At 63.0% G+C, this 20,315-nt stretch carries 17 protein-coding genes and 1 pseudogene; 10 read left to right on the top strand and 8 right to left on the bottom strand.

Annotated elements, in window-relative coordinates; genetic code table 11:
• Positions 1-172: 172 nt before the first annotated feature.
• Together mutL and EJ073_RS06910 are read right to left on the bottom strand one after the other, a co-directional pair.
• Positions 173-2,041, bottom strand: coding sequence for a DNA mismatch repair endonuclease MutL (mutL, locus tag EJ073_RS06915; protein ID WP_126055067.1), 1,869 nt, complete (start codon positions 2,039-2,041; stop codon positions 173-175).
• A 125-nt stretch (positions 2,042-2,166) separates the two neighbouring features.
• On the bottom strand, positions 2,167-3,069 hold the full coding sequence (locus EJ073_RS06910; RefSeq protein WP_126055066.1) for a LysR substrate-binding domain-containing protein: 903 nt from the start codon (positions 3,067-3,069) through the stop codon (positions 2,167-2,169).
• 91 nt (positions 3,070-3,160) lie between these two features.
• Here EJ073_RS06910 and EJ073_RS06905 point away from each other — a divergent pair, with 91 nt between their 5' ends.
• From EJ073_RS06905 to EJ073_RS06890, 4 genes are all read left to right on the top strand, one after another.
• Positions 3,161-4,711 (top strand): trimethylamine methyltransferase family protein, encoded by a 1,551-nt coding sequence (locus tag EJ073_RS06905; protein ID WP_126055065.1) that lies wholly within the window; start codon positions 3,161-3,163, stop codon positions 4,709-4,711.
• A 41-nt stretch (positions 4,712-4,752) separates the two neighbouring features.
• Complete coding sequence (locus EJ073_RS06900; protein WP_126055064.1) at positions 4,753-6,402, top strand: ABC transporter substrate-binding protein; 1,650 nt, start codon at positions 4,753-4,755, stop codon at positions 6,400-6,402.
• A 97-nt stretch (positions 6,403-6,499) separates the two neighbouring features.
• The gene (locus tag EJ073_RS06895; RefSeq protein WP_126055063.1) at positions 6,500-7,192 is read left to right on the top strand and encodes a B12-binding domain-containing protein; all 693 of its coding nucleotides are present in this window, start codon (positions 6,500-6,502) and stop codon (positions 7,190-7,192) included.
• Positions 7,193-7,292: 100 nt separating this feature from the next.
• Positions 7,293-8,402 (top strand): mandelate racemase/muconate lactonizing enzyme family protein, encoded by a 1,110-nt coding sequence (locus EJ073_RS06890; protein WP_126055062.1) that lies wholly within the window; start codon positions 7,293-7,295, stop codon positions 8,400-8,402.
• 70 nt (positions 8,403-8,472) lie between these two features.
• Here the strand turns inward: EJ073_RS06890 and EJ073_RS06885 are convergent, their stop codons facing one another.
• From EJ073_RS06885 to EJ073_RS06875, 3 genes and pseudogenes are all read right to left on the bottom strand, one after another.
• Positions 8,473-8,988, bottom strand: a complete 516-nt coding sequence (locus tag EJ073_RS06885; protein WP_189347300.1) for a hypothetical protein — start codon at positions 8,986-8,988, stop codon at positions 8,473-8,475.
• 49 nt (positions 8,989-9,037) lie between these two features.
• Positions 9,038-9,825: pseudogene (locus EJ073_RS06880) on the bottom strand (pyrroline-5-carboxylate reductase dimerization domain-containing protein).
• A gap of 15 nt (positions 9,826-9,840) precedes the next feature.
• Complete coding sequence (locus EJ073_RS06875) at positions 9,841-10,470, bottom strand: TetR/AcrR family transcriptional regulator (protein WP_126055061.1); 630 nt, start codon at positions 10,468-10,470, stop codon at positions 9,841-9,843.
• A 144-nt stretch (positions 10,471-10,614) separates the two neighbouring features.
• Between EJ073_RS06875 and EJ073_RS06870 the strand changes: the two genes are divergently transcribed.
• The 3 genes from EJ073_RS06870 (at position 10,615) to EJ073_RS32870 (ending at position 13,825) form a co-directional block, all read left to right on the top strand.
• Positions 10,615-12,651, top strand: a complete 2,037-nt coding sequence (locus tag EJ073_RS06870; protein WP_126055060.1) for an NADH:flavin oxidoreductase — start codon at positions 10,615-10,617, stop codon at positions 12,649-12,651.
• 112 nt (positions 12,652-12,763) lie between these two features.
• The gene (locus EJ073_RS06865; RefSeq protein WP_126055059.1) at positions 12,764-13,243 is read left to right on the top strand and encodes a DUF3828 domain-containing protein; all 480 of its coding nucleotides are present in this window, start codon (positions 12,764-12,766) and stop codon (positions 13,241-13,243) included.
• Positions 13,244-13,600: 357 nt separating this feature from the next.
• Complete coding sequence (locus EJ073_RS32870; protein WP_348627238.1) at positions 13,601-13,825, top strand: hypothetical protein; 225 nt, start codon at positions 13,601-13,603, stop codon at positions 13,823-13,825.
• Positions 13,826-13,844: 19 nt separating this feature from the next.
• On the opposite strand, the gene queF is transcribed toward EJ073_RS32870, so the two are convergent.
• Complete coding sequence (gene queF / locus EJ073_RS06855) at positions 13,845-14,306, bottom strand: preQ(1) synthase (RefSeq protein WP_126055058.1); 462 nt, start codon at positions 14,304-14,306, stop codon at positions 13,845-13,847.
• Positions 14,307-14,689: 383 nt separating this feature from the next.
• Here queF and EJ073_RS06850 point away from each other — a divergent pair, with 383 nt between their 5' ends.
• The gene (locus EJ073_RS06850) at positions 14,690-15,427 is read left to right on the top strand and encodes an HD domain-containing protein (RefSeq protein WP_126055057.1); all 738 of its coding nucleotides are present in this window, start codon (positions 14,690-14,692) and stop codon (positions 15,425-15,427) included.
• A 223-nt stretch (positions 15,428-15,650) separates the two neighbouring features.
• Here EJ073_RS06850 and EJ073_RS06845 read toward each other — a convergent pair whose 3' ends face one another.
• Complete coding sequence (locus tag EJ073_RS06845) at positions 15,651-16,058, bottom strand: hypothetical protein (protein WP_126055056.1); 408 nt, start codon at positions 16,056-16,058, stop codon at positions 15,651-15,653.
• 141 nt (positions 16,059-16,199) lie between these two features.
• Here EJ073_RS06845 and EJ073_RS06840 point away from each other — a divergent pair, with 141 nt between their 5' ends.
• Positions 16,200-16,598, top strand: a complete 399-nt coding sequence (locus EJ073_RS06840) for a MarR family winged helix-turn-helix transcriptional regulator (protein ID WP_245455480.1) — start codon at positions 16,200-16,202, stop codon at positions 16,596-16,598.
• 128 nt (positions 16,599-16,726) lie between these two features.
• On the opposite strand, the gene EJ073_RS06835 is transcribed toward EJ073_RS06840, so the two are convergent.
• Positions 16,727-18,796 carry an EAL domain-containing protein gene (locus EJ073_RS06835; RefSeq protein WP_126055054.1) on the bottom strand — a complete coding sequence of 690 codons (2,070 nt, stop codon included), beginning with the start codon at positions 18,794-18,796 and terminating at the stop codon, positions 16,727-16,729.
• A gap of 301 nt (positions 18,797-19,097) precedes the next feature.
• On the opposite strand from EJ073_RS06835, the gene EJ073_RS06830 reads away from it, so the two are divergent.
• Complete coding sequence (locus EJ073_RS06830; protein ID WP_126055053.1) at positions 19,098-20,285, top strand: glycine C-acetyltransferase; 1,188 nt, start codon at positions 19,098-19,100, stop codon at positions 20,283-20,285.
• The last annotated feature ends 30 nt before the right edge of the window (positions 20,286-20,315 follow it).

The following is a 20,315-nucleotide window of genomic DNA, read 5'->3' as shown; positions in this document are numbered from 1 at the left end:
TCTAGCGTTCCCGAGTCAGGAAAAGAGCCGCATCGAGCGGCTCTTTTCATGTCCCCCACCCACCCGGACCTTCGGTCCGACCTCCCGGCAAGGGGGGTAGGGCACCGCGCTTACCTGCTCCTTGTGGGGAGGGTCGCCGCGAAGCAGCGGGGCGGGGCTGCGCCGTACGATCCTACCGCCGCCCGAACAGCCGCTCGATGTCGGCAAGCTTCAGCTCGATATAGGTCGGGCGGCCGTGGTTGCAGGTGCCGGAGCCGGGCGTCGCCTCCATCTGGCGCAACAGCGCGTTCATCTCTTCTGGCTTGAGCAGCCGCCCCGAACGCACCGAGCCATGGCAGGCCATGGTCGCCGCGATGTGGTGCAGCCGCTCCTTCAGTGTCTCGACCGTGTCGTTGTCGGCGATCTCGTCGGCGAGGTCGCGCACCAGTTGCTGCACATTGGTTTCGCCGAGCATCGACGGCGTCTCGCGCACCGCCACCGCGCCCGGGCCGAAGCGCTCGAGGCCGAGGCCGAATCTGGCCAGCGTCTCGGAATGCATGGCCAGCCGCTCGGCGTCTTCTTCGGCCAAGTCGACGATCTCCGGCAGCAAAAGCATCTGCGAGGGCACCGCACGCGAGTGCAGCGCGTTCTTCAGGGCCTCGTAGACCAGCCGCTCATGCGCGGCGTGCTGGTCGACGATGACCAGCGAATCCCTGGTCTGGGCGACGATATAGTTCTCGTGTACCTGCGCCCGCGCCGCGCCCAGCGCCGTGCCGAGCAACGTCACGGCCGGCTCGTCCTGGCTGGCGCGCGCGTCGGCGCTGTGAAGCGGCCCGGTCTCGAACGCAGCCTGGTCGTTTTCGCCGAAGCCGGCCCTTTGCTGCTGGGCGTCGCCATATCCCATGTCGAGCGGCCGCTGCGGCGAATGCTCGAAGCCGGCGAAACCCGACGCGCGGTAGGCCGCTTCGTAGCTGCGGTGACCATTGGCCGGGCCCGGATGCGCGTAGGGCGCGCTGCCGGGCCGGAACGCCGCCATCATGCCGGCGGCTCCCGTCGTCGCGGCGCGGATGCCGGCTCCGGCCAGCGCCTCGCGGATGGCGCCAACGATCAGCCCACGCACCAGGCCCGGATCGCGAAAACGCACATCGGCCTTGGCCGGATGGACATTGACGTCCACGGTCGCCGGATCGAGCGAAAGGAACAGCACGGTCACCGCATGGCGGTCGCGCGGCAGCACGTCGGCGAAGGCGCCACGGATTGCGCCGGCGATCAGCTTGTCGCGCACCGGCCTTCCGTTGACATAGGCATATTGCTGCAGCGCGTTCGCCCGCGTGAAGGATGGAATCGAGACGTGGCCGGCAAGATGCACGCCATCGCGCGTAGCATCGATGGGGATGGCATTGTCGGGAAAGTCGGCGCCCATCACTTGCGCCACGCGTTGCAGCCGGCCCTCCGGATCGTCGCCGGTCGCGGGCAATTCCAGCGTCGAGCGGTCGGTGCCGGCAAGCGTGAAGCGCACGCCGGGGAAGGCGATGGCGATGCGCTTCACCACATCACTGGTCGCCGAGCTTTCGGCCCGCTCGCCCTTCATGAATTTGAGCCGTGCGGGCGTGGCGAAGAACAGGTCGCGCACCTCGACCGTCGTGCCGCGGTTGGCGGCCGCCGGCTTCACCGCCGAGACGCGGCCGCCCTCGATGCCGATCTCGGCGGCATTGTCGCCGCTTGCCGTACGCGAGCGGATCGACAGCCTGGCCACCGAGCCGATCGAGGGCAGCGCCTCGCCGCGGAAGCCGAGCGAGCGGATGTCGAGGATGTCGTCTGAAAGCTTGGAAGTGCAGTGGCGTGCGATTGCCAGCGCCAGTTCCCGCTCCGGGATGCCGGAGCCGTCGTCGGTGACGCGGATCAGGTTCAGCCCGCCGCCGGCGGTGACGATGTCCACGCGGGACGCCCCGGCATCGAGCGCATTCTCCACCAGTTCCTTCACCACGCTCGCCGGACGCTCGATGACCTCGCCAGCGGCGATCTGGTTGATCATCGTTTCGGAAAGCTGGCGGATGGGCATCCGGAGATTATAGGCGGATTCGACAGCATTGGGGGAGGGGTGGAATGACGTTGGCAACAGCCACCGCCGTGATCCCTCGCGCTCCGCTTTGGCCTGCCGGCGTGGCAGCGCAGAAGCTGGCGACCTCACGCCTGTGTCACCAGCCAGTCCCTTACCTTGCGCGCATTGTCGCTGAGTTCGCGGTTCTTTGGCCAGATGACGTAGAACCCGATGCCGGTTCTCAGCACATGATCCGTCACCGGCATCAGCAGCCCCGATGCCACGAGGCGCTCGACCAGGTGCCGCCAGCCGAGCGAGATGCCTTGCCCTTCCATCACCGCCTGGATCACCAGCGCATAATCATTGATGCGCAAGCCGCGCTCGGCGTTGCGCAGGCTGGTTCCGGCTGACGCGAACCATTCGTCCCAGTTCGGGGCCTCGCGGTAGGGCTCCTCCAGATGGATGAGCCGGTGCGTGGCGAGTTCCTCGACCGTTTTCGGCTTGCCGAATTTGGCGAGGTAGCTGGGGCCTGCGACCGGGAAGATCTCCTCGTCGGAGAGCGACAATGAATGATAGTCCGGCCAGTCGCGCGGCATGCCGCCGCGCACGCCGAGCGGAATTCCCTCGGCGATGATGTCGAGGTCGCGATCGGCGGTCTGGATACGCAGATCGATACCCGGCAGCTCGTCGCGGAATTGCTGCAGGCGCGGCATCATCCAGAACGAGCCGAAGGCGGTCGACGCGGCCAGCGTGACGTGGCCGCCGGTCGCCTGCAGGCGCAGATCCTCCGCCGATTTGCGGATATGCGAAAGGCCGAGCGAGACATCGGCGTGGAAGCGCTCGCCGGCCTCCGTCAGGACAACCTGGCGGTGGCGGCGCTGGAACAGCTTGGCGCCGAGCTGTTCCTCCAGCCCGCGCACGGCATAGGACACGGCCGCCTGCGTCATGCCGAGCTCTCGCCCGGCGGCGGTGAAGCTCGACAGCCGGCCGGCCGCCTCGAAGACGATCAGGCTGCCCGCGGAGGGCAGGAGGTGGCGCAGGCTTCGCATAAGCAGAGTTTATACAAGCGATCAGGATTTTCCAGCGTCACAGCGATGTTTCGCCTCGTTAAGTTGACGGGCTGTTGGAGGATGAATTGCCATGAATGCACCGGCCGTTGCAGTGACCGAACATGCCAATCGCAGAAGCGGCGGCCGCCTGGGGCGCAAGGCGATACGGGGAGCTCCCGTGGCCTCGTTTACGACGCTGGTGCGCCAGATCCCGGCGTATCAGATGGTCCCCGACGAGGCGGTGGAACTGATCCACCAGGAATCGCTCGCGATCCTCGAAGAGGTGGGCTGCGAGTTCCGCGACGACGAGGCGATCGCCCTGTGGAAGGCCGCAGGGGCCGATGTCTCGGAAACACGCGTCCGTATCGACCGTGCGCTGTTGATGGAGCTGGTTTCCAAGGTCCCATCGGAATTCACCCTCAACGCCCGCAACCCCGAGCGCACCGTTCGCGTCGGCGGCAAGAATTCCATCTTCGTGCCGATGTATGGCGCGCCCTATGTGCGTGACCTCGACAACAACAGGCGCTACGGCTCGCTCGCCGACCTCAACAATTTCCACAAGCTCGCCTACATGGCGCCGGCGTTGCACTCGTCGAGCTCGGTCATCTGCGAGCCGATGGAAATTGCGGTCCCGAAGCGTCACCTCCACATCATCCATTCGGCCCTGAAGCACTCCGACAAGCCTTTCATGGGCATCGTGACGTCGAAGGAACGCGCCGAAGACACGATGGCGATGGCCGGCATCGTCTTCGGCGAGGACTATGTGCGCGACAATTCGGTCCTTGTCTCGATCACCAACTGTAACTCGCCGCTGGTGTGGGACGCCACCATGCTGGACGCGATGAAGGTCTATGCGCGCAGTAACCAGCCGCTGATCCTGGCGCCCTTCGCTCTGTGCGGCGCCTCGACCTCGGCCTCCGCCGTCGGCGCGGTGGCGCAGGTCAATGCGGAAGCGCTGGCCGGCGTCGCCTTCACCCAGCTGCTGCGTCCGGGCTCGCCGCAGATCTACGGCCAGTTCATGGTGACGGTGGACATGAAGACCGGAGCGCCGATGGGCGGCACGCCTGAGGCGGCGCAGATGATGTATCTGATGGGCGCGCTGGCCAGGAAATACGGCTTGCCCTGGCGCACGTCCGGCTTCCATGTCGGCTCCAAGCTCAACGATGCCCAGGCCGGCTACGAGGCGAACATGCTGATGCATGCCGCCATCCTTGCCGGCGCCAACTACATCTGGCACTCGGCCGGATGGCTGGAGGCGGGGCTGACCTGCGGCTATTCGAAATTCGCCACCGACTGCGAGCAGCTTGTCGGCTGGTACAAATATGCCGGCGGCCTTCCCTTCGACGATTTCAAGGAAGCGATGGCGGCGATCCGCGAGGTGGGGCCGCAGGGCCATTTCCTCGGCACCCAGCACACGCTCGAACATTTCGAGTCCGCCTTCTTCATGCCCACCATCATGGACTTCAATTCGTACGAGCAATGGAACGCCGAAGGCGCGAAGGACCACGACACGCGCGGCCGTGAGAAGGCGCGCAACATGCTGGCCGACTATGAGGAGCCGAAGCTCGACGAGGGCATCGCCGAGGGTCTCAAGGATTTGATCGCGCGGCGTGAGGAAAAACTGCCGGACAGCGTTAGTTAGTAAGACAGGCGAAGACCTGACGAACCATAAGGGAGGAAAAAATGACGCTCTTCAGAAGCAATGGCGACCGCGTCCCGGGCGCCATCGAGGCAATGGCGGATGAAACGCGCGCTGGCCGCATGGACCGGCGGGAATTCCTGGCGCTGGCCAGTGCGTTCGGCGCGTCGACGGCGTTCGCCTATGGCATGATCGGCCTTGCCGCGCCGACCAAGGCGCTGGCCGACGAGGCGAAGAAAGGCGGCACACTTCATGTCTCGATGTCGGTCAAGGCGCAGAAGGATCCGCGTACCTATGACTGGACCGAAATGGCGAACGTCACCCGTTGCTGGCTGGAGCCGCTCGTCCGCTACACGCACCAGTTCACCTTCGAGCCGGTGCTGCTCGAAAGCTGGGACGTCAATGACGACGCCACCGAATACACGCTGCACCTGCGCAAGGGCGTTACCTGGAACAATGGCGATGCTTTCAACGCCGACGACGTGGTCTTCAACCTGAATCGCTGGTGCGAGAAGGGGGCTTCCGGCAATTCCATGGCCGCCCGCGTCGGCGCGTTGGTCGACGCCAAGACCGGCAAGGCAAGGGATGGCGCAATCACCAAGGTCGATGACCATACGGTCAAGCTGAAGCTCAGCGAAGCCGATATCGCGATCATACCTGGCTTCACCGACTATCCGGCGCTGGTCGTGCATCGCGACTTCGACAAGGATGGCGCCGACCCGATCAAGAAGCCGATCGGCACCGGAGCGTTCGAGCTGGTCTCCTACGATGTCGGCCAGAAGGCGATCGTCAAGCGTCGCGAGAACGGCAAGTGGTGGGGAGGCGAAACGCCGCTCGACGGTGTCGAGTTCATCGACTATGGCACTGACTTCAACGCCACGCTGAATGCCTTCGATTCCGGCGAGATCGACCTCGATTTCGAAACGCCGGCCGACTTCATCGACGCCCTCGACAAGATGGATCTGGTGAAATCGGAGGTCGCGACGGCGACCACGCTCGTTGCCCGCACCAACATCACCCACAAGCCCTATGACGATCAGCGGGTGCGCAACGCGCTGCAGATGGCCGTCGACAACGATGCCGTCATGCAGCTCGGCTATGCCGGGCGCGGCACGGTCGGCGAGAACCACCACGTCAGCCCGATCCATCCCGAATACTATCCGCTGCCCAAGAAGGCACGCGATGCCGCCGCAGCCAAGAAGCTGATGGCCGATGCCGGGCAGGCCGACTTCGAGCATGAGCTGATCACCGTCGAGGACGAATGGCAGAAGAACACCGGCGATGCGATTGCCGGCCAGTTGCGCGATGCCGGCATCAAGGTGAAGCGTACGGTGCTGCCGGGCTCGACCTTCTGGAACGACTGGACGAAGTATCCTTATTCGATGACCATCTGGTACATGCGTCCGCTCGGCGTGCAGGTACTGGCGCTCGGCTATCGCTCGGGCGAGGCCTGGAATGAGACGGCGTTCGCGAACCCGGATTTCGACACCAAACTCAAGGAGGCGCTCTCGCTGGCCGATCCCGCCAAGCGCAAGGAGGTCATGAAGGACGTCGAGCAGATCCTGCAGGATTCCGGCGTCATCATCCAGCCGTTCTGGCAGAAGCTCTACTGTCACATGAGCAAGAAGGTGAAGAACTATTCAATGCACCAGACCTACGAAATGGATTTCCAAAACGTCTGGCTGGACGCCTGAAATAACTCCCGAGACTTGCAAGCAACTGCCGCCGGCACCTCTGACAAAGGTGCCGGCGGTCCGTAAATCACTCATGAGCAATTGGCGCCGAGAAAAAATGTCCGACGACGAGATCATCCTTTCCGAGCTTTCCGACGACGAGCTCGTGCAGCAGATGCACGACGACCTTTATGACGGGCTGAAGGAAGAGATCGAGGAAGGCACGCATATCCTTCTCGAGCGCGGCTGGGCACCCTACAAGGTGCTGACCGAGGCGCTGGTCGAAGGCATGCGCATCGTCGGCGAGGATTTTCGCGACGGCATCCTGTTCGTGCCGGAAGTGCTGTTGTCGGCCAACGCCATGAAGGCCGGCATGGCCATCCTGCGCCCGCTGCTTGCCGCCACCGGCGCGCCCAAGCAGGGCAAGATGGTGATCGGCACCGTCAAGGGCGACATCCACGACATCGGCAAGAACCTCGTCGGCATGATGATGGAGGGCGCCGGCTTCGACGTCATCGACCTCGGCATCAACAATGCGGTCGAGAAGTATCTGGAGGCGATCGAGCAGCACCAGCCCGACATCATCGGCATGTCGGCGCTGCTGACCACCACCATGCCCTACATGAAGGTCGTCATCGACACGATGAAGGAAAAGGGCATCCGCGACGACTATGTCGTGCTGGTCGGCGGCGCGCCGCTCAACGAGGAGTTCGGCAAGGCTGTCGGCGCCGACGCCTACTGCCGCGACGCGGCGGTCGCGGTCGAGACCGCCAAGGACTTCATGAAGCGCAAGCACAATGTGCGGGCTTGACCACGGCAAATGCGATCCAGGTTTGTGACCGGGAGCGCCGTCATGCACCGGGATAGCAAGATGGCCAGAATCGCTGGGCTCGAAGGGGGCTAAGGTCCGCATGCGCATCGAGTCGATCAAAGTCTATCAGGTGCTTCTGCCCATCAAAGGCGGTGCCTACCGGATGGCCAGCGATACCGTGCGGAATCTGGACAGCACGCTCGTTGAAGTCACCACCGAGGACGGACTGTCAGGCTGGGGCGAGACTTGCCCGGTCGGCCCTGTCTATCAGCCTCAACATGCTCTGGGGGCGAGAGCGGCAATCGCCGAAATGGCGCCCGGGCTCGTCGGCGAGGACACGACGTCCATGCGCCGCCTTGCGAAAAGAATGGACGAGCGGCTGAACGGCCACAACTATGCCAAGGCAGCTTTGGACATAGCTTTCCTGGACCTCGCCGGCCAGCGGCTGGGCGTACCGGTTTCAACGCTTCTGGGCGGCGCGCTGACCGACCGTGTGCCGTCCTACTACTCGACTGTCGTCGGGGCACCGGACGAGACCGCGCGTATCGCCATCGACAAGGTCAAGGCCGGATACAGGCGGCTTCAGGTCAAGATCGGCGGACGGGATCTCGAACAAGACGTCGCCACCGTGCACAAGGTATGGGAAGCCGTTGGCTTCAAGGCCCGGATGGCCGTCGACGCCAATCGTGGCCTCACCACCGCGGCGGCGCTGCACATCGATCGGCTTTGCCAGGCAATACCGTTCGTGTTCGAACAACCCTGCAACACGATGGAGGAAGTCGCGAGCCTCAAGGGACGCGTGACCCATCCGGTCTACCTCGATGAGAATACCGAGGATTTGAATGCCGTCCTGCGGGCAGTCTCTTCAGGCATCGCGGACGGATTCGGATTGAAGGTCACCCGCCTTGGCGGTCTCACCAAGATGGTCACGGTCCGCGACCTGTGCGCGATACGATCGCTTCCGCACAGCTGCGACGATGCCTGGGGTGGTGACATCATCGCCGCGGCATGCGTACACCTCGCCGCGACCGTCGAGCCGAGACGTTTTGAGGGGGCCTGGATCGCGCAGGAATACATCGAAGGGCATACGGATCCCGTAAACCCCGTCGTTATCGAAAACGGGCATATACGCGTCCCCCAGATACCGGGGCTCGGTATCAAGCCTGAGCGATCCCAACTCAAAACGCCTGTCGCGACTTTCGGAGGCTGAGGGGTCGCGCCGCAGCATTGCAGAGAGAACGTTCATGAAGCGCAAGCGGAGCGCGCGCGGATCATAGCCGCTAGGCAATTTTCCGTCCTTCGTGGAACGCATAGGGCGCCTGGCGAGGGGCGACTCCGTCGCCGACTTCCATCACCGGCTGGGACGAACCCTCCAACTCCTTCGCCAGCCAATCCGTCGCCACGTTGGTCGTTGCGAGAACAAGACAAACGCCCTGGACGAAGCTCTCGTCACGGGTGTTGTGGTCGACGATGGTCACGCCGTCCCCATGCCACTCCAGGATGCTGACATCCACCAACCATTTGACGCCAAGCTGGCGCAGTGTCCGTCGCAGCGGGAAATCGGCGGCCGTCCGCTGCAGTTCCTTGCCAACCAGCGGATCGGGCGTGAGAATGGTCACCTGGTGGCCATCCTCGGCAAGTTTCCAGGCCGTGCGGCAGCCGCGCCAGCCGCCGCCTTCATCGAGCAGAAGCACATGCCTGCCTGGGCGCGCATGACGGGCCATGACGGATTCGATCGAGAAGACGTTGCCCTTCTCTATGCCTGGCAGGCTAGGCATTGCCGGCAGCTTTGACATCGTATCTCCCCAGCGGTCGGTTGACGGCGTTACCCGCCTGGTGCGGCGGTCAGGAGGCTTGGCCCATACTCACGGATTTCTGAAGCGCGGCAGCGAGGCCGTCTCGCACGGCTGCTTCAAACCCAGATGCGCGCATTGCCTCGATTGCCGCCGCGGTGCCACGGTAGTCGAGGAAGGTCTGGACAATGTCTTTGGGATTTTCTCCCCGCGCCTCGAGCAGCTTTCCAGTTCCAATCAGGACCGCGCTGACGCTCCTGCGGGCCATGTCCGGGCTCATTCCTCGGCCGATGGCATCGTCCATCATCGCCGCCGCCAAAAGCGCCGGAAACGCCGGGCCGGATCCTGTGAGGCCCGTCAGGTAGTCGATATCTGCTTCGCTTTTGACTTCATCGGCAGCGCCACAGGCCGCTAGAATTCGACGAACCAGATTGCGATCATCCGGGGTGATGCCCTCAGAGCCTATCCAGGGAGTATAGGAATTGCGCACCTCCGCCGCCGCGTTCGGAAGCGTGCGGACGATACGATCGGTCTTGAGACGTGACGCCAATTGGTCGATGGGAATCCCGGCCATGACCGACATGGCGAGCTTGCCATGCGCAGAAATGTCGATGGCCAATCCTGGGGGCGGACCGATACGATGATAACCTCGGATCGATCCCCCAGTTCCTGATTGTCCCTCGTCCATGTAGCATTTGGCAGAAAGCCGGATTGCCCGCTTCTATAAGACAGCGTGAGGTGCTCGGCGGCGACTATTTGGGCATCGATGATGGCCTCGACGATGGCGCGCCCAAGCCAGCCGCCTCCACCGATTATTCCGATCCTCACGGGCTCGCCCATTGTCGAAGCTCTTCCTCAATCCGCCGAATAGCCATGCCTGGCGAAGAACCGGTCCAACTCGCGCTTGTGCGGGGCCTGGCCTGTAAAAATCTCGACGTAGCCGGGGATGCGCTTCATCCGGATCGCGAGATCCTCCTTGGTCTGCATCGAGATGTAGCCGATCTGCACGAGGTAGATGGTGCGCGCTCGGACGTCGGCTGAGCTTTCCTCGTGGCCGAAGCGGACGAACATCTGGCTCATTGCGTCGAGACGCGTCTGGTCGGCTTTGTGTACCTCTGCCAGAATCTCAGGCGACTGAAGCGCCCAGCTTCTGACCGCGAACTCGAACTGGGCATCGAACAGGGACTTGTCGAGCCAGCAGTCGAAGACGTTCAGCATCGCTTCGGCGATCGTCTCGGCATATGCCTCAGCCTGCTTGACGAGGTTGCCGGTGTTCTTGTCCCGCCAACGGGTCACGAGGGCAGCCAGCAGTTCTTCTCGGTCCTTGAAGAACCAATAGAAGCTGGTGCGCGACAGGCCCAGCTTCTTGGCAAGCGGCGAAATTCGCACCGTATCGACGCCGGATTCCAGAAGCAGGTCGTAGGCGGCTCCAAGCCACCCCTCCGGCGATCCGCGCCAACCGCTATCGTTCGAAATCTGCTCCATGAGCGTCCTGCCTATCAAAATGTCGGAATGAAAACCAGCAAAATGTACACTTATGTCGATTTAGTCGACCTGACAGAACTCAAACTTGACATATCTGTACATTTTCGAATAGCGTCGCATGTGCCCCCAGCCGGAGTCCGTCAGATGTCGAACGATCCCCTTCTGCAGCCTTACAAGCTCAAGCATTTGACCCTTCGCAATCGCATCATCGTGACGTCCCACGAGCCGGCTTATCCGGAGGATGGGATGCCGAAGCAGCGCTATCTTGCTTACACGGTGGAAAGGGCCAGGGGCGGTGTGGCGATGACGATGACGGCGGGGTCTGCGGCGGTTTCGAAGGACAGTCCTCCGGTTTTCAATAACCTGCTCGCCTACAAGGACGAGATCGTGCCGTGGATCAGGAAAATGACCGATGCGGTCCACGAAGAGGGCGCCGCCATCATGATCCAACTGACCCATCTTGGACGGCGCACACGTTGGGACAAAGGCGATTGGCTTCCCGTCGTGGCTCCGTCCCATCAGCGTGAAGCCTCACACCGCGCCTTTCCCAAGAAGATTGAAGACTGGGATATCGAGCGCATCATCAAGGACTTCGCGGATGCCGCCGAGCGAATGAAGGCAGGCGGGATGGATGGCGTCGAGCTCGAGGCTTACGGCCACTTGCTCGATCAGTTCACGTCTCCACTGACGAACGATCTTGACGGTCCTTACGGCGGTTCGCTCGACAACCGCATGCGCTTCTGCATGGATGTCTTGAAGGCGATCCGCGCTCGGGTTGGCGAGGATTTCATCCTGGGCGTTCGATATACCGCGGATGAATGTCTCCCCGGCGGCACCGGCAAGGCGGAGGGTTTTGAAATCTCCAGACGCCTCAAGGAAAGCGGACTTATCGACTACCTCAACGTGATCCGCGGCCACATCGACACCGACGCCGGCCTGACGGACGTCATTCCAATTCAGGGAATGACGAACTCGCCGCACCTTGATTTTGCGGGCGAGATTCGCGCTGCGACCAACTTCCCGACCTTTCACGCGGCGAAAATACCGGATGTGGCGACTGCGCGCCACGCGATCGCGTCGGGCAAGGTGGACATGATCGGCATGACGCGCGCTCATATGACCGACCCGCACATCGTGCGCAAGATCATCGAAAAGCGCGAAGACGAAATCAGGCCCTGCGTAGGCGCCAATTATTGCCTCGACCGTATCTACCAGGGCGGAGCGGCATACTGCATTCATAACGCGGCGACCGGTCGCGAGGTGACCATGCCGCACATCGTCGCCAAGGCCGCGACCCGCAAGAAAGTTGTCGTCGTCGGCGCCGGTCCGGCTGGCCTCGAGGCCGCGCGCGTTGCCGGCGAGCGGGGACATGAGGTGGTGGTCTTCGAGGCCGCAAGCGGTCCGGGAGGGCAGATCCGCCTGACGGCGCAGAGCCCGCGTCGCAGGGAGATGATGAGCATCATCGAATGGCGAATGGCTCAGTGCGAAAAGCACGGAGTGTCCATCCAGTTCAATACCTGGGCGGAAGCCGAAACCATCGAGGCTGAAAATCCGGACGTCGTCATCATTGCCACCGGCGGAGTGGCGCACACCGATGTCCTATCCAAAGGCAACGAGTTCGTGGTGTCTTCATGGGACATCATCTCCGGCGACGCGAAGCCGGGGACCAATGTCCTCATCTTCGACGATGCGGGTGACCACGCTGCACTCCAGGCTGCCGAATTCCTCGCGGGCGCCGGAGCGAAGGTCGAGATCATGACACCGGACCGGTCCTTCTCACCCGAGGTCATGGCTATGAATCTCGTGCCTTACATGAGATCTCTTCAAAAACTCGATGTGACCTTCACGGTTACCTATCGGCTCGAGTCTGTTGAAAAGAACGGTAACCAGCTCATTGCACATGTCGGCAGCGACTACGGCGGCGTCTCCAAACAGCGCATCGTGGACCAGGTTGTCGTCAATCACGGCACCATTCCGCTCGACGACATCTATTTCGAACTGAAACCGAAATCGACCAATCACGGCGAGGTTTCGCACGACGAGCTCATCGCCGGGCAACCGCAGTCGGTGGTGCGCAATCCGGAGGGTCAGTTCCAGCTCTTCCGCATCGGAGACGCGGTCTCAGCGCGCAACACCCACGCCGCGATCTATGACGCGCTGCGCCTGGCGAAGGATATCTGATGGCTGGCAGCGGACGAACGCTCCGCTCATTCATATCAAGGGTTCAGCCATAACCAGATACAGGATTCGTGGTATTGAATGGTTCGCGCCACGAAAGCCTGGAGATTTTCGGATGAAACTGACTGCGCTTGCCGCCGCCCTCTCGATCGCAGTGCCTGCGGCCGCCCTGGCCGGGCCGGCTTCCAATGTCGTGAAGTTCTTCTATGTGCCTGAGGTCAGGTTCGAGGGCGACGAGCAGTATCGCGACCGTTTCACCGAGCCGGTCACCAAGCTGTTCGCCCTCAACGACCAGGCCGCCAAGAACAACCCGGACGAGGTCGCCTGCCTCGACTTCGATCCGGGCCTCGACGCGCAGGACTTCGACCAGAAAACCCTGTCGAAGACGCTGAAGCTTGCCGAGACCGTCAACGGCGATAGCGCCGAAGTGACGGCGACCTTCAGCCTTTTCCCGGAAGGCGATGATTCCAAACGTGAAATGGTCTGGTCGCTGAAGAAGGTCGACGGCAAGTGGAAGATCGCCGACATCGCCTCCAAGACCGGTGGCTGGACGCTGAGCGCGCTGGAATGCATGCCCGGCAAGGCGCCGGAGTGAAGCGATGGTTCGCCGTATTGCCCTGGCGCTTGCGACCATCTCGATGCTGGCGACTGGCTTGAGCGTCAGCGCCCAGGGCCTGTTCGGCGCGCCACCGGCAAATGCTCCGGCCGACAATGCGCCTTCCGACGACACATCGCCAGCACCCCCGGCGGCCGCATCGCCGCCAGCTGAAAGTGCGCCGGCAGCACCCGTGCTGCCGGGTTCGCCGACGGCGGTTGTAAAACCTTTCTACGAGCATCTCGGGCTGGAGCTCGATCCGGCTGAGCGCAAGAACTTCATCGATCCGGCCAGGACCGTGCTCGACAAGAGCGATGCGCTGCGCAAGTCGGGGCAGGGGAGTGCCTCGATCCCAACATGGCGCTGGACAATGCCGACTACGACAAGCCCGCGATCGACGGCAGCCTCAAGACCATCGAGGCGGTCAAGGGTGACGACGCCAAGGTGGTCGTCGCCTTCGTCGTCGCCAACAATGCGCACCGGCTCGAATGGAAGCTCAGGAAGGTCGGCGGCGCCTGGAAGATATCGGACCTTCTGTCGGTCACCGGCGAATGGGCTCTCAGCCAATACCAGTGCGAATAGGCGATATCATCGAGCCTGCTCAGCCCCTGCCGCGATAGGGCGCGACGCCGGTGTCGGGCAGCCAGGCGTCCTTGGGCGGCGCGCCCGTCTGCCAGAACACGTCGATCGGGATGCCGCCGCGCGGGAACCAGTAGCCGCCGACGCGCAGCCAGAGCGGCTTGGTCGCCTCCACGATGCGGCGGCCGATCATGACCGTGCATTCCTCGTGGAAGGCGCCATGGTTGCGGAACGAGGTCATGAACAGCTTCAGCGATTTCGATTCCACCAGCGAGGCATCGGGCGCGTAGTCGATGACGATATGGGCGAAATCCGGCTGACCGGTGACCGGGCAGAGCGAGGTGAATTCCGGGCAGGTGAAGCGCACGATCGCCGGCGGCCCGTCACCGCGCGAAAACGGCACAGTCTCCAGCACCGCCTGTTCCGGGCTCTGTGGCGTCTCGACGTGCTTGCCGAGCTGGCTAAGGTTCTTGGTGTCGGTCATTGGGGGCTCCTTGCTGCCGCCGGATGCTCCGGAGGCGCAAACAAAAACGGAAATAGCGCCGCGGTCCCTCGGACGCGGCGGATTTGCGCCGCTCATTAGCACCGGACTGAAAGCCGCGCAGCGGTTTTCGGACCAATCCGATGCGTGAAATGGAAGCGGGACGACGCTCCCCCGCGACTTGAATGCGCAGGAAGACAAAGACCAGCAGGGTCCGCTTCTCCATCCACGCCGCCATCAATGACGGCATACGATTCGGCTTGCGGATCTGACCGCGGCCGCCAAGTCGGCCTGACTGGACTTGGCCGGTCATATTTGCAATTTTCTGTCGCCGATCCGGGGGCGGCACAACCCGTGCCGAAGGGTCCGCACAGTCGGGGGCTTGCTTGACCGCACAAGACTTGTTCGTTCCGCGCCAGACCAATACGGCGCTTTACATGCAACTGCACGACGCCGGGCATGCGGTAGACGATATCCTTCGCGTCCAGAAGGCCTACCGCGTGGCTTGCGCGATGTTCAATGGCCGCTACCGCAAAACGGGGCGGCCCTTCATCTGCCATGCCGTCGGCGCCGCATCATCGGTTGCGCATTTCGACAAGGATCTGGATCTTGTTCTCGCGGCGATGTTCCACGCCTCCTATGACAGCGCCCAATATCCTGACGGCAAATCCAGTCGGCGCACCGAAACCCACCGCAAGTGGCTGGAGCAGAAGCTCGGACCCCGGGTAGAAGGTCTTGTCGCCAGGGTAGGGGCGATGAAGTTCGACACCGGAGACCCCGAGCGCCTTGTGGAGAAAGGCGTGCCAGCCGGCGATGAGGACATCCTTTTCCTTGTCCTTGCGCATGATGTCGACGATCTGGCGGATGGCGGGCTGGCATTCGCGCCCAAATATGGCCGGTCGATTGAATCGCGGGTTGCTGCCTGCGCCATTCTGGCCCGGCGCATCGGCCGCGAGAGCCTTGCGGCCACGATCGAAGCCTATGGCAGCCGCTACGGGGCGTTGGGGTGGGCGGCGGCACTCGAGGATACCAGGCTGGAAGGTTTTCGCATTGCGCCGAATGTGCGCAACTACCTCAAGCTGCGTCGGGACAAGTTGCGCGGAGGTAGGGTGGAGGTGCTTTGACGGCCGCGCCACCAGCGCAATTCCAGGAAAAGTGCGTAGCGGTTTTCCGTCCGGAGTTGCGCCAAACAAAGAGATAGAGCGGTTCTGCGTTTCCGTGAAACGATGAACCGCTCTAGCGAGGCACGCGCACCGGATCTTCGCAAGGAGAGCCACCTGCCGCGCCGGTCCGGTGCGCGCCACGCCCGACACCGGCTTGGCGCCGGCGCCGAGCGATTTTTCCGAGTTAGAACATCCTTGCGGTGGCCATGCACAGCACGGTGAGCACCAGCAGCCAGGCGGCGATGCGTTCGCCGTTGGCCATCTTCGCGCGCAGCATTGGTTCGGTGGCTGCATCGGCACCGGCAAGTTGGCTGCTCGGCCGGCGCACCATGGCGCCGAGGACGCCGGCGGCCGCGATGGCCGCCACGATGCCGATTGCCAGCACAATCTCCATCGAGCCGAAGCTGCCCTCGTGGAAGAAATACCAGAGCAGCGCGCCGGTCAGGAACACCATGCCCGATGCGCCGAGTTGCGGCCGGATGAAGCGCTCAGCCCTGATCTCGGGATCGCGGGCGAGCGTGATGGTGGTGCCGGCCCAGAACACGCCGGCCATGACATGAAGGCCGATGACGATGATGTAGACATATTGCATGACCGCATTCCTTCCTTCCCACCGCTGGCCAAATAGTTAGATATCAAATGATTTGATGTCAATCTATGATGGCACGTTCCAACGCCCAATCCCTTGTTCTACTGTCGTATCATGACACCCTTTGACCGCCCGCCCGTCGGAATGAATCTGGCCCGCACCTCCAAGCTGGTGGCGCAAGCCTTCGACGCTGCGCTGGTGGAGGCTGGTGGCACGCTGCCGGTCTGGGTGACCTTACTTTCAGTCAAGTCGAAGGAACTCGCCAACCAGCGCGAGCTTGCCGGCATGATCGGCATCCAGGGCGCGACGCTGACCCATCATCTCAACGCCATGGAGGCGCAGGGGTTGCTGACGCGGCGACGCGATCCGCAAAACCGCCGGGTCCATCAGGTGGCGCTGACCGAGGCCGGCGAAGCGATGTTCGAGAAATTGCGATTGGCGGCCGTCGCCTTCGACAAGCGGTTGCGGGCGGGATTGCCGGACGACCGGCTGGCCGAATTCGCGGAGGTGCTTGCGGCGTTGCGGGCGAATGTGGGTGGCTAGCGGAGCGCCGCCGCCTCACCGGTCATAGCCGGCGATCGCGCCGAAGGCGTAGCGGCACTGCTTGAGCGCGGTGATCAGCGCAGGAAGCCGCCATTTGCCGGCCCGCATCACCTGAATGTCAATGCACCTCAGGCCAGGCTGCCCTGCAGCACCTTCAGCTTCGCCTTCTTCGGACTGCGCGCCGTCAGCCATTCGCGCGCCTTGTCTTGCGGCATCGGGAAGGCGATGGAATAGCCCTGCACCTGGTCGCAGCCGATCGCCATCAGCGAATCGAGCTCGGCTTCGGTCTCTGCACCTTCCGCCACGATCGAAATGCCCAGTCCTCGTGCAAGCTCGGTGATGGCGCGCACGATCTTGGAGTTGTCGCCGTTCTCGTTGATGTTCTGGACGAAGCGGCGGTCGATCTTCAGTCGGTCGATCTCGTTCGGGTTGACGTGGCTGAGCGAGGCATAGCCGGTGCCGAAATCGTCGAGCTCTAGATGGACGCCGGCCGCGCGGATCTGCCTGAGCTTGGCAGCGATGCCGGTCTTTTCATCGTCGAGGATGACCGACTCGACGATCTCCAGCGACAGTTTCTGCGGCGCCAGCCCAGCCTTTTCCAGCGTGCCGAACAGGAACCTGTCGAAGTCTGGCTCGCGCAGTTCGGTGCCGGAGACATTGACGGCGAGCCGCCCGAAATCGATGCCGGCCCGGTCCCACTCCGCCGCCTCGTTGATCGCCTTGGTGATGACGATGCGGCCGATGTCCGGCATGAAGCCACATTTCTCGGCGACCGGAATGAACTCGCCCGGCGAGATCATGCCGCGTTCGGCGTGCTTCCAACGCACCAGCGCCTCGATGCCGCTGATCTTGCCGCTGGTGAGCGACACCTGTGGCTGGAAATAGACTTCGAACGTTTTGTCGGCGATGGCCGAGCGGATGTCTTGCTCGAGCTGCTTGCGGTAGTCGAGCTCGCGCCGCAGTTCCTCGGAGAAGAACGAGAAATTGCCGCCACCGAGCTTCTTGGCCGAGTAGAGCGCAAGATCGGCATGGACCAAAAGGTCCGCCGCATTGTCGGCGTCGACCGGGTAGACCGCGATGCCGGCACTAGCTCCCGGCAGAATGGTCGTGCCCTGGAAAGTGATCGGCTCGTTGATCTGCTCGAGGATGCGCCGGGCCAGCATGTTGATGTCCTCGGTGCCGCCGGCGCCGTTGAGGATCATCACGAATTCGTCGCCGCCGAGTCGGGCGCACAGGTCCGAGGCCCGGCAGGAGTCGCGCATGCGCTGAGCGGTGACGACCAGCACATAGTCGCCGGCAGCGTGGCCCAGCGTGTCGTTGATCTGCTTGAAACGGTCGAGGTCGAGCTGGATCACCGCCAGCCGCTCGCGCCGGCGATGCGCGCCCTTGATCAGCGTGTCGAAATGATCGGTGAGGAAGGTTCGGTTGTGGAGGCCCGTCAACCCGTCATGCACGGCGATGAAGGCCATCGAGTTGCGCGCGTCGACCAGCTCATGCGTCTTGCGCAGGATAGCCTTCGACATCGGCCGGAAGATGAACAGCGCCACCAGCACTATGACGCCGATGGTGGCGAAGAACAGGGTGCGGTGGAGATCGAGCAGCTGTCCCGAGCGCTCGTCGGCAAACGCGCTGATGCGCTGGCCGAGTGCGGCATAGCCCGACAGCGTGGCATTGGCCACGGAGGCGTCGAGATCGACGCGGTCGGCGCCGCCCTTGTAGCCGTCGAGGCCGGTCGTCAGCTTGGTCTCGAACGAGGAGATGAGGCGTTTGCCATTGGCGATCAGCCCGACGGAGAAGTAATCGAGATGGAACGGCTTGGCGAACAGCACGTTCTCGATCGACTTCGGATTGAAGCGCGCCGGCGACATCGGATCGGCTCCCGTCTTGTCCAGGAGCAAATCGTAATTCGTTTCGAATTCCGCGGTCGCCTGCTTGAGCGCGGCAACGAGGGCCGGCTGCTTGTCGCGCGAGGCCGCACCCGTCGCGCCGGCCAGGAAGACGATCCGCTGCGACAGCGCCTTCTGCGTGCTGACGATGTTGAGCAGCGTGTCATTGTTCTGCTGCGCCGCCATCATCTGCTGCAAGAGCACGAACGATCCCATCACCATGGCGGCGATGATCAACAGGGCCAGCCAGTAGCCGCTCTTGATCAGCAGTGTCAGCTTGCGCGAAACGCTTTGCACCGGCTGCTGCGACATGTGTGGGTGACCCCTCCCGCCGACGGATTCCCGCCCTCGTTTTCGTTATGCGAAGACCATTGACTTGAAAGGGTTAACAGGCAGGCAAGCAGCCCCGCCTGTTGCGCCCGCAGAGGGGGAAAGCTGCGGAAATGGTTATCATGTCCTTTCGCCGCAACCATGCATTTGAACGCATCGTCGAACGCGCCGCCAAAACGGGATGTCATCCAGCTTTCGCCGCACCACCGAAGCCGTCGCTTTTGCGGTGGATTTTTCAGCCACGCGGGGCGACAGTCCGCGTCAAACCGAACAGGGTTGGATCATGACCACAGCATTCCTTTCCCACATCGACAGCGAACTTGCGGGGCTGAAAACGGCCGGACTCTACAAGTCCGAGCGGGTGATCGCCTCGATGCAATCGGCCGAGATCGAGGTTGCCGGCCAAAAGGTGTTGAATTTCTGCGCCAACAACTATCTCGGTCTCGCCGACAGCGCCGAATTGCGCGACGCGGCAAAGCATGCGCTCGACCGCTACGGCTACGGCATGGCCTCGGTGCGCTTCATCTGCGGCACGCAGGAGGAGCACAAGCAGCTGGAGGCGACGATCTCGTCCTTCCTCGGCATGGACGACACCATCCTCTACGGCTCCTGCTTCGACGCCAATGGCGGCCTGTTCGAGACGCTGCTCGGCGAGGAGGACGCCATCATCTCCGACGCGCTGAACCATGCCTCGATCATCGACGGCGTCAGGCTGTCGAAGGCCAAGCGCTTCCGCTACGTCAACAACGACATGGCTGATCTCGAGGCCCGGCTGAAGGAGGCGAAAGATTGCCGCTTCCGGCTGATCGCCACCGACGGCGTGTTCTCGATGGACGGCATCATCGCCAACCTGCAGGGGGTTTGCGACCTGGCCGAGAAATACGATGCCATGGTGATGGTCGACGACAGCCATGCGGTCGGCTTCGTCGGCAAACATGGCCGCGGTTCGGCCGAGCATTGCGGCGTCGAAGGCAGGGTGGACATCATCACCGGCACGCTCGGCAAGGCGCTGGGTGGCGCGTCCGGCGGCTATACCTCGGGCAAAGCCCAGGTGGTCGACTGGCTGCGCCAGCGCTCGCGGCCCTATCTGTTCTCCAACACGCTGATGCCAGCGATCGCCGGCGCCTCGATCAAGGTGTTCGACATGATCCGCAATGGCGGCGCCTTGCGCGAGCGCCTCTATGCCAATGCGGAACGGTTCCGCTCCGAAATGGGCAAGCTCGGCTTTACGCTCGCCGGCGCGGACCATCCGATCATCCCGGTGATGCTGGGCGATGCGGCTCTGGCACAGGAGATGGCCGCGCGCATGCTGAAGCGCGGCATCTACGTCATCGGCTTCTCCTTCCCGGTGGTGCCGAAGGGTCAGGCGCGCATCCGCACCCAGATGTCTGCCGCCCATTCCATCGCTGATATCGATCGCGCGGTCGAGGCGTTCGGCGCAGTGGGACGGGAGCTCGGCGTGATTTCCTGAGCGCCGAAAAACGATTCCGGATCAAGAGAT

It is taken from the genome of Mesorhizobium sp. M4B.F.Ca.ET.058.02.1.1, from assembly GCF_003952505.1.
Taxonomy (GTDB): domain Bacteria; phylum Pseudomonadota; class Alphaproteobacteria; order Rhizobiales; family Rhizobiaceae; genus Mesorhizobium.
This window is presented reverse-complemented; position numbering and strand designations above follow the sequence as displayed.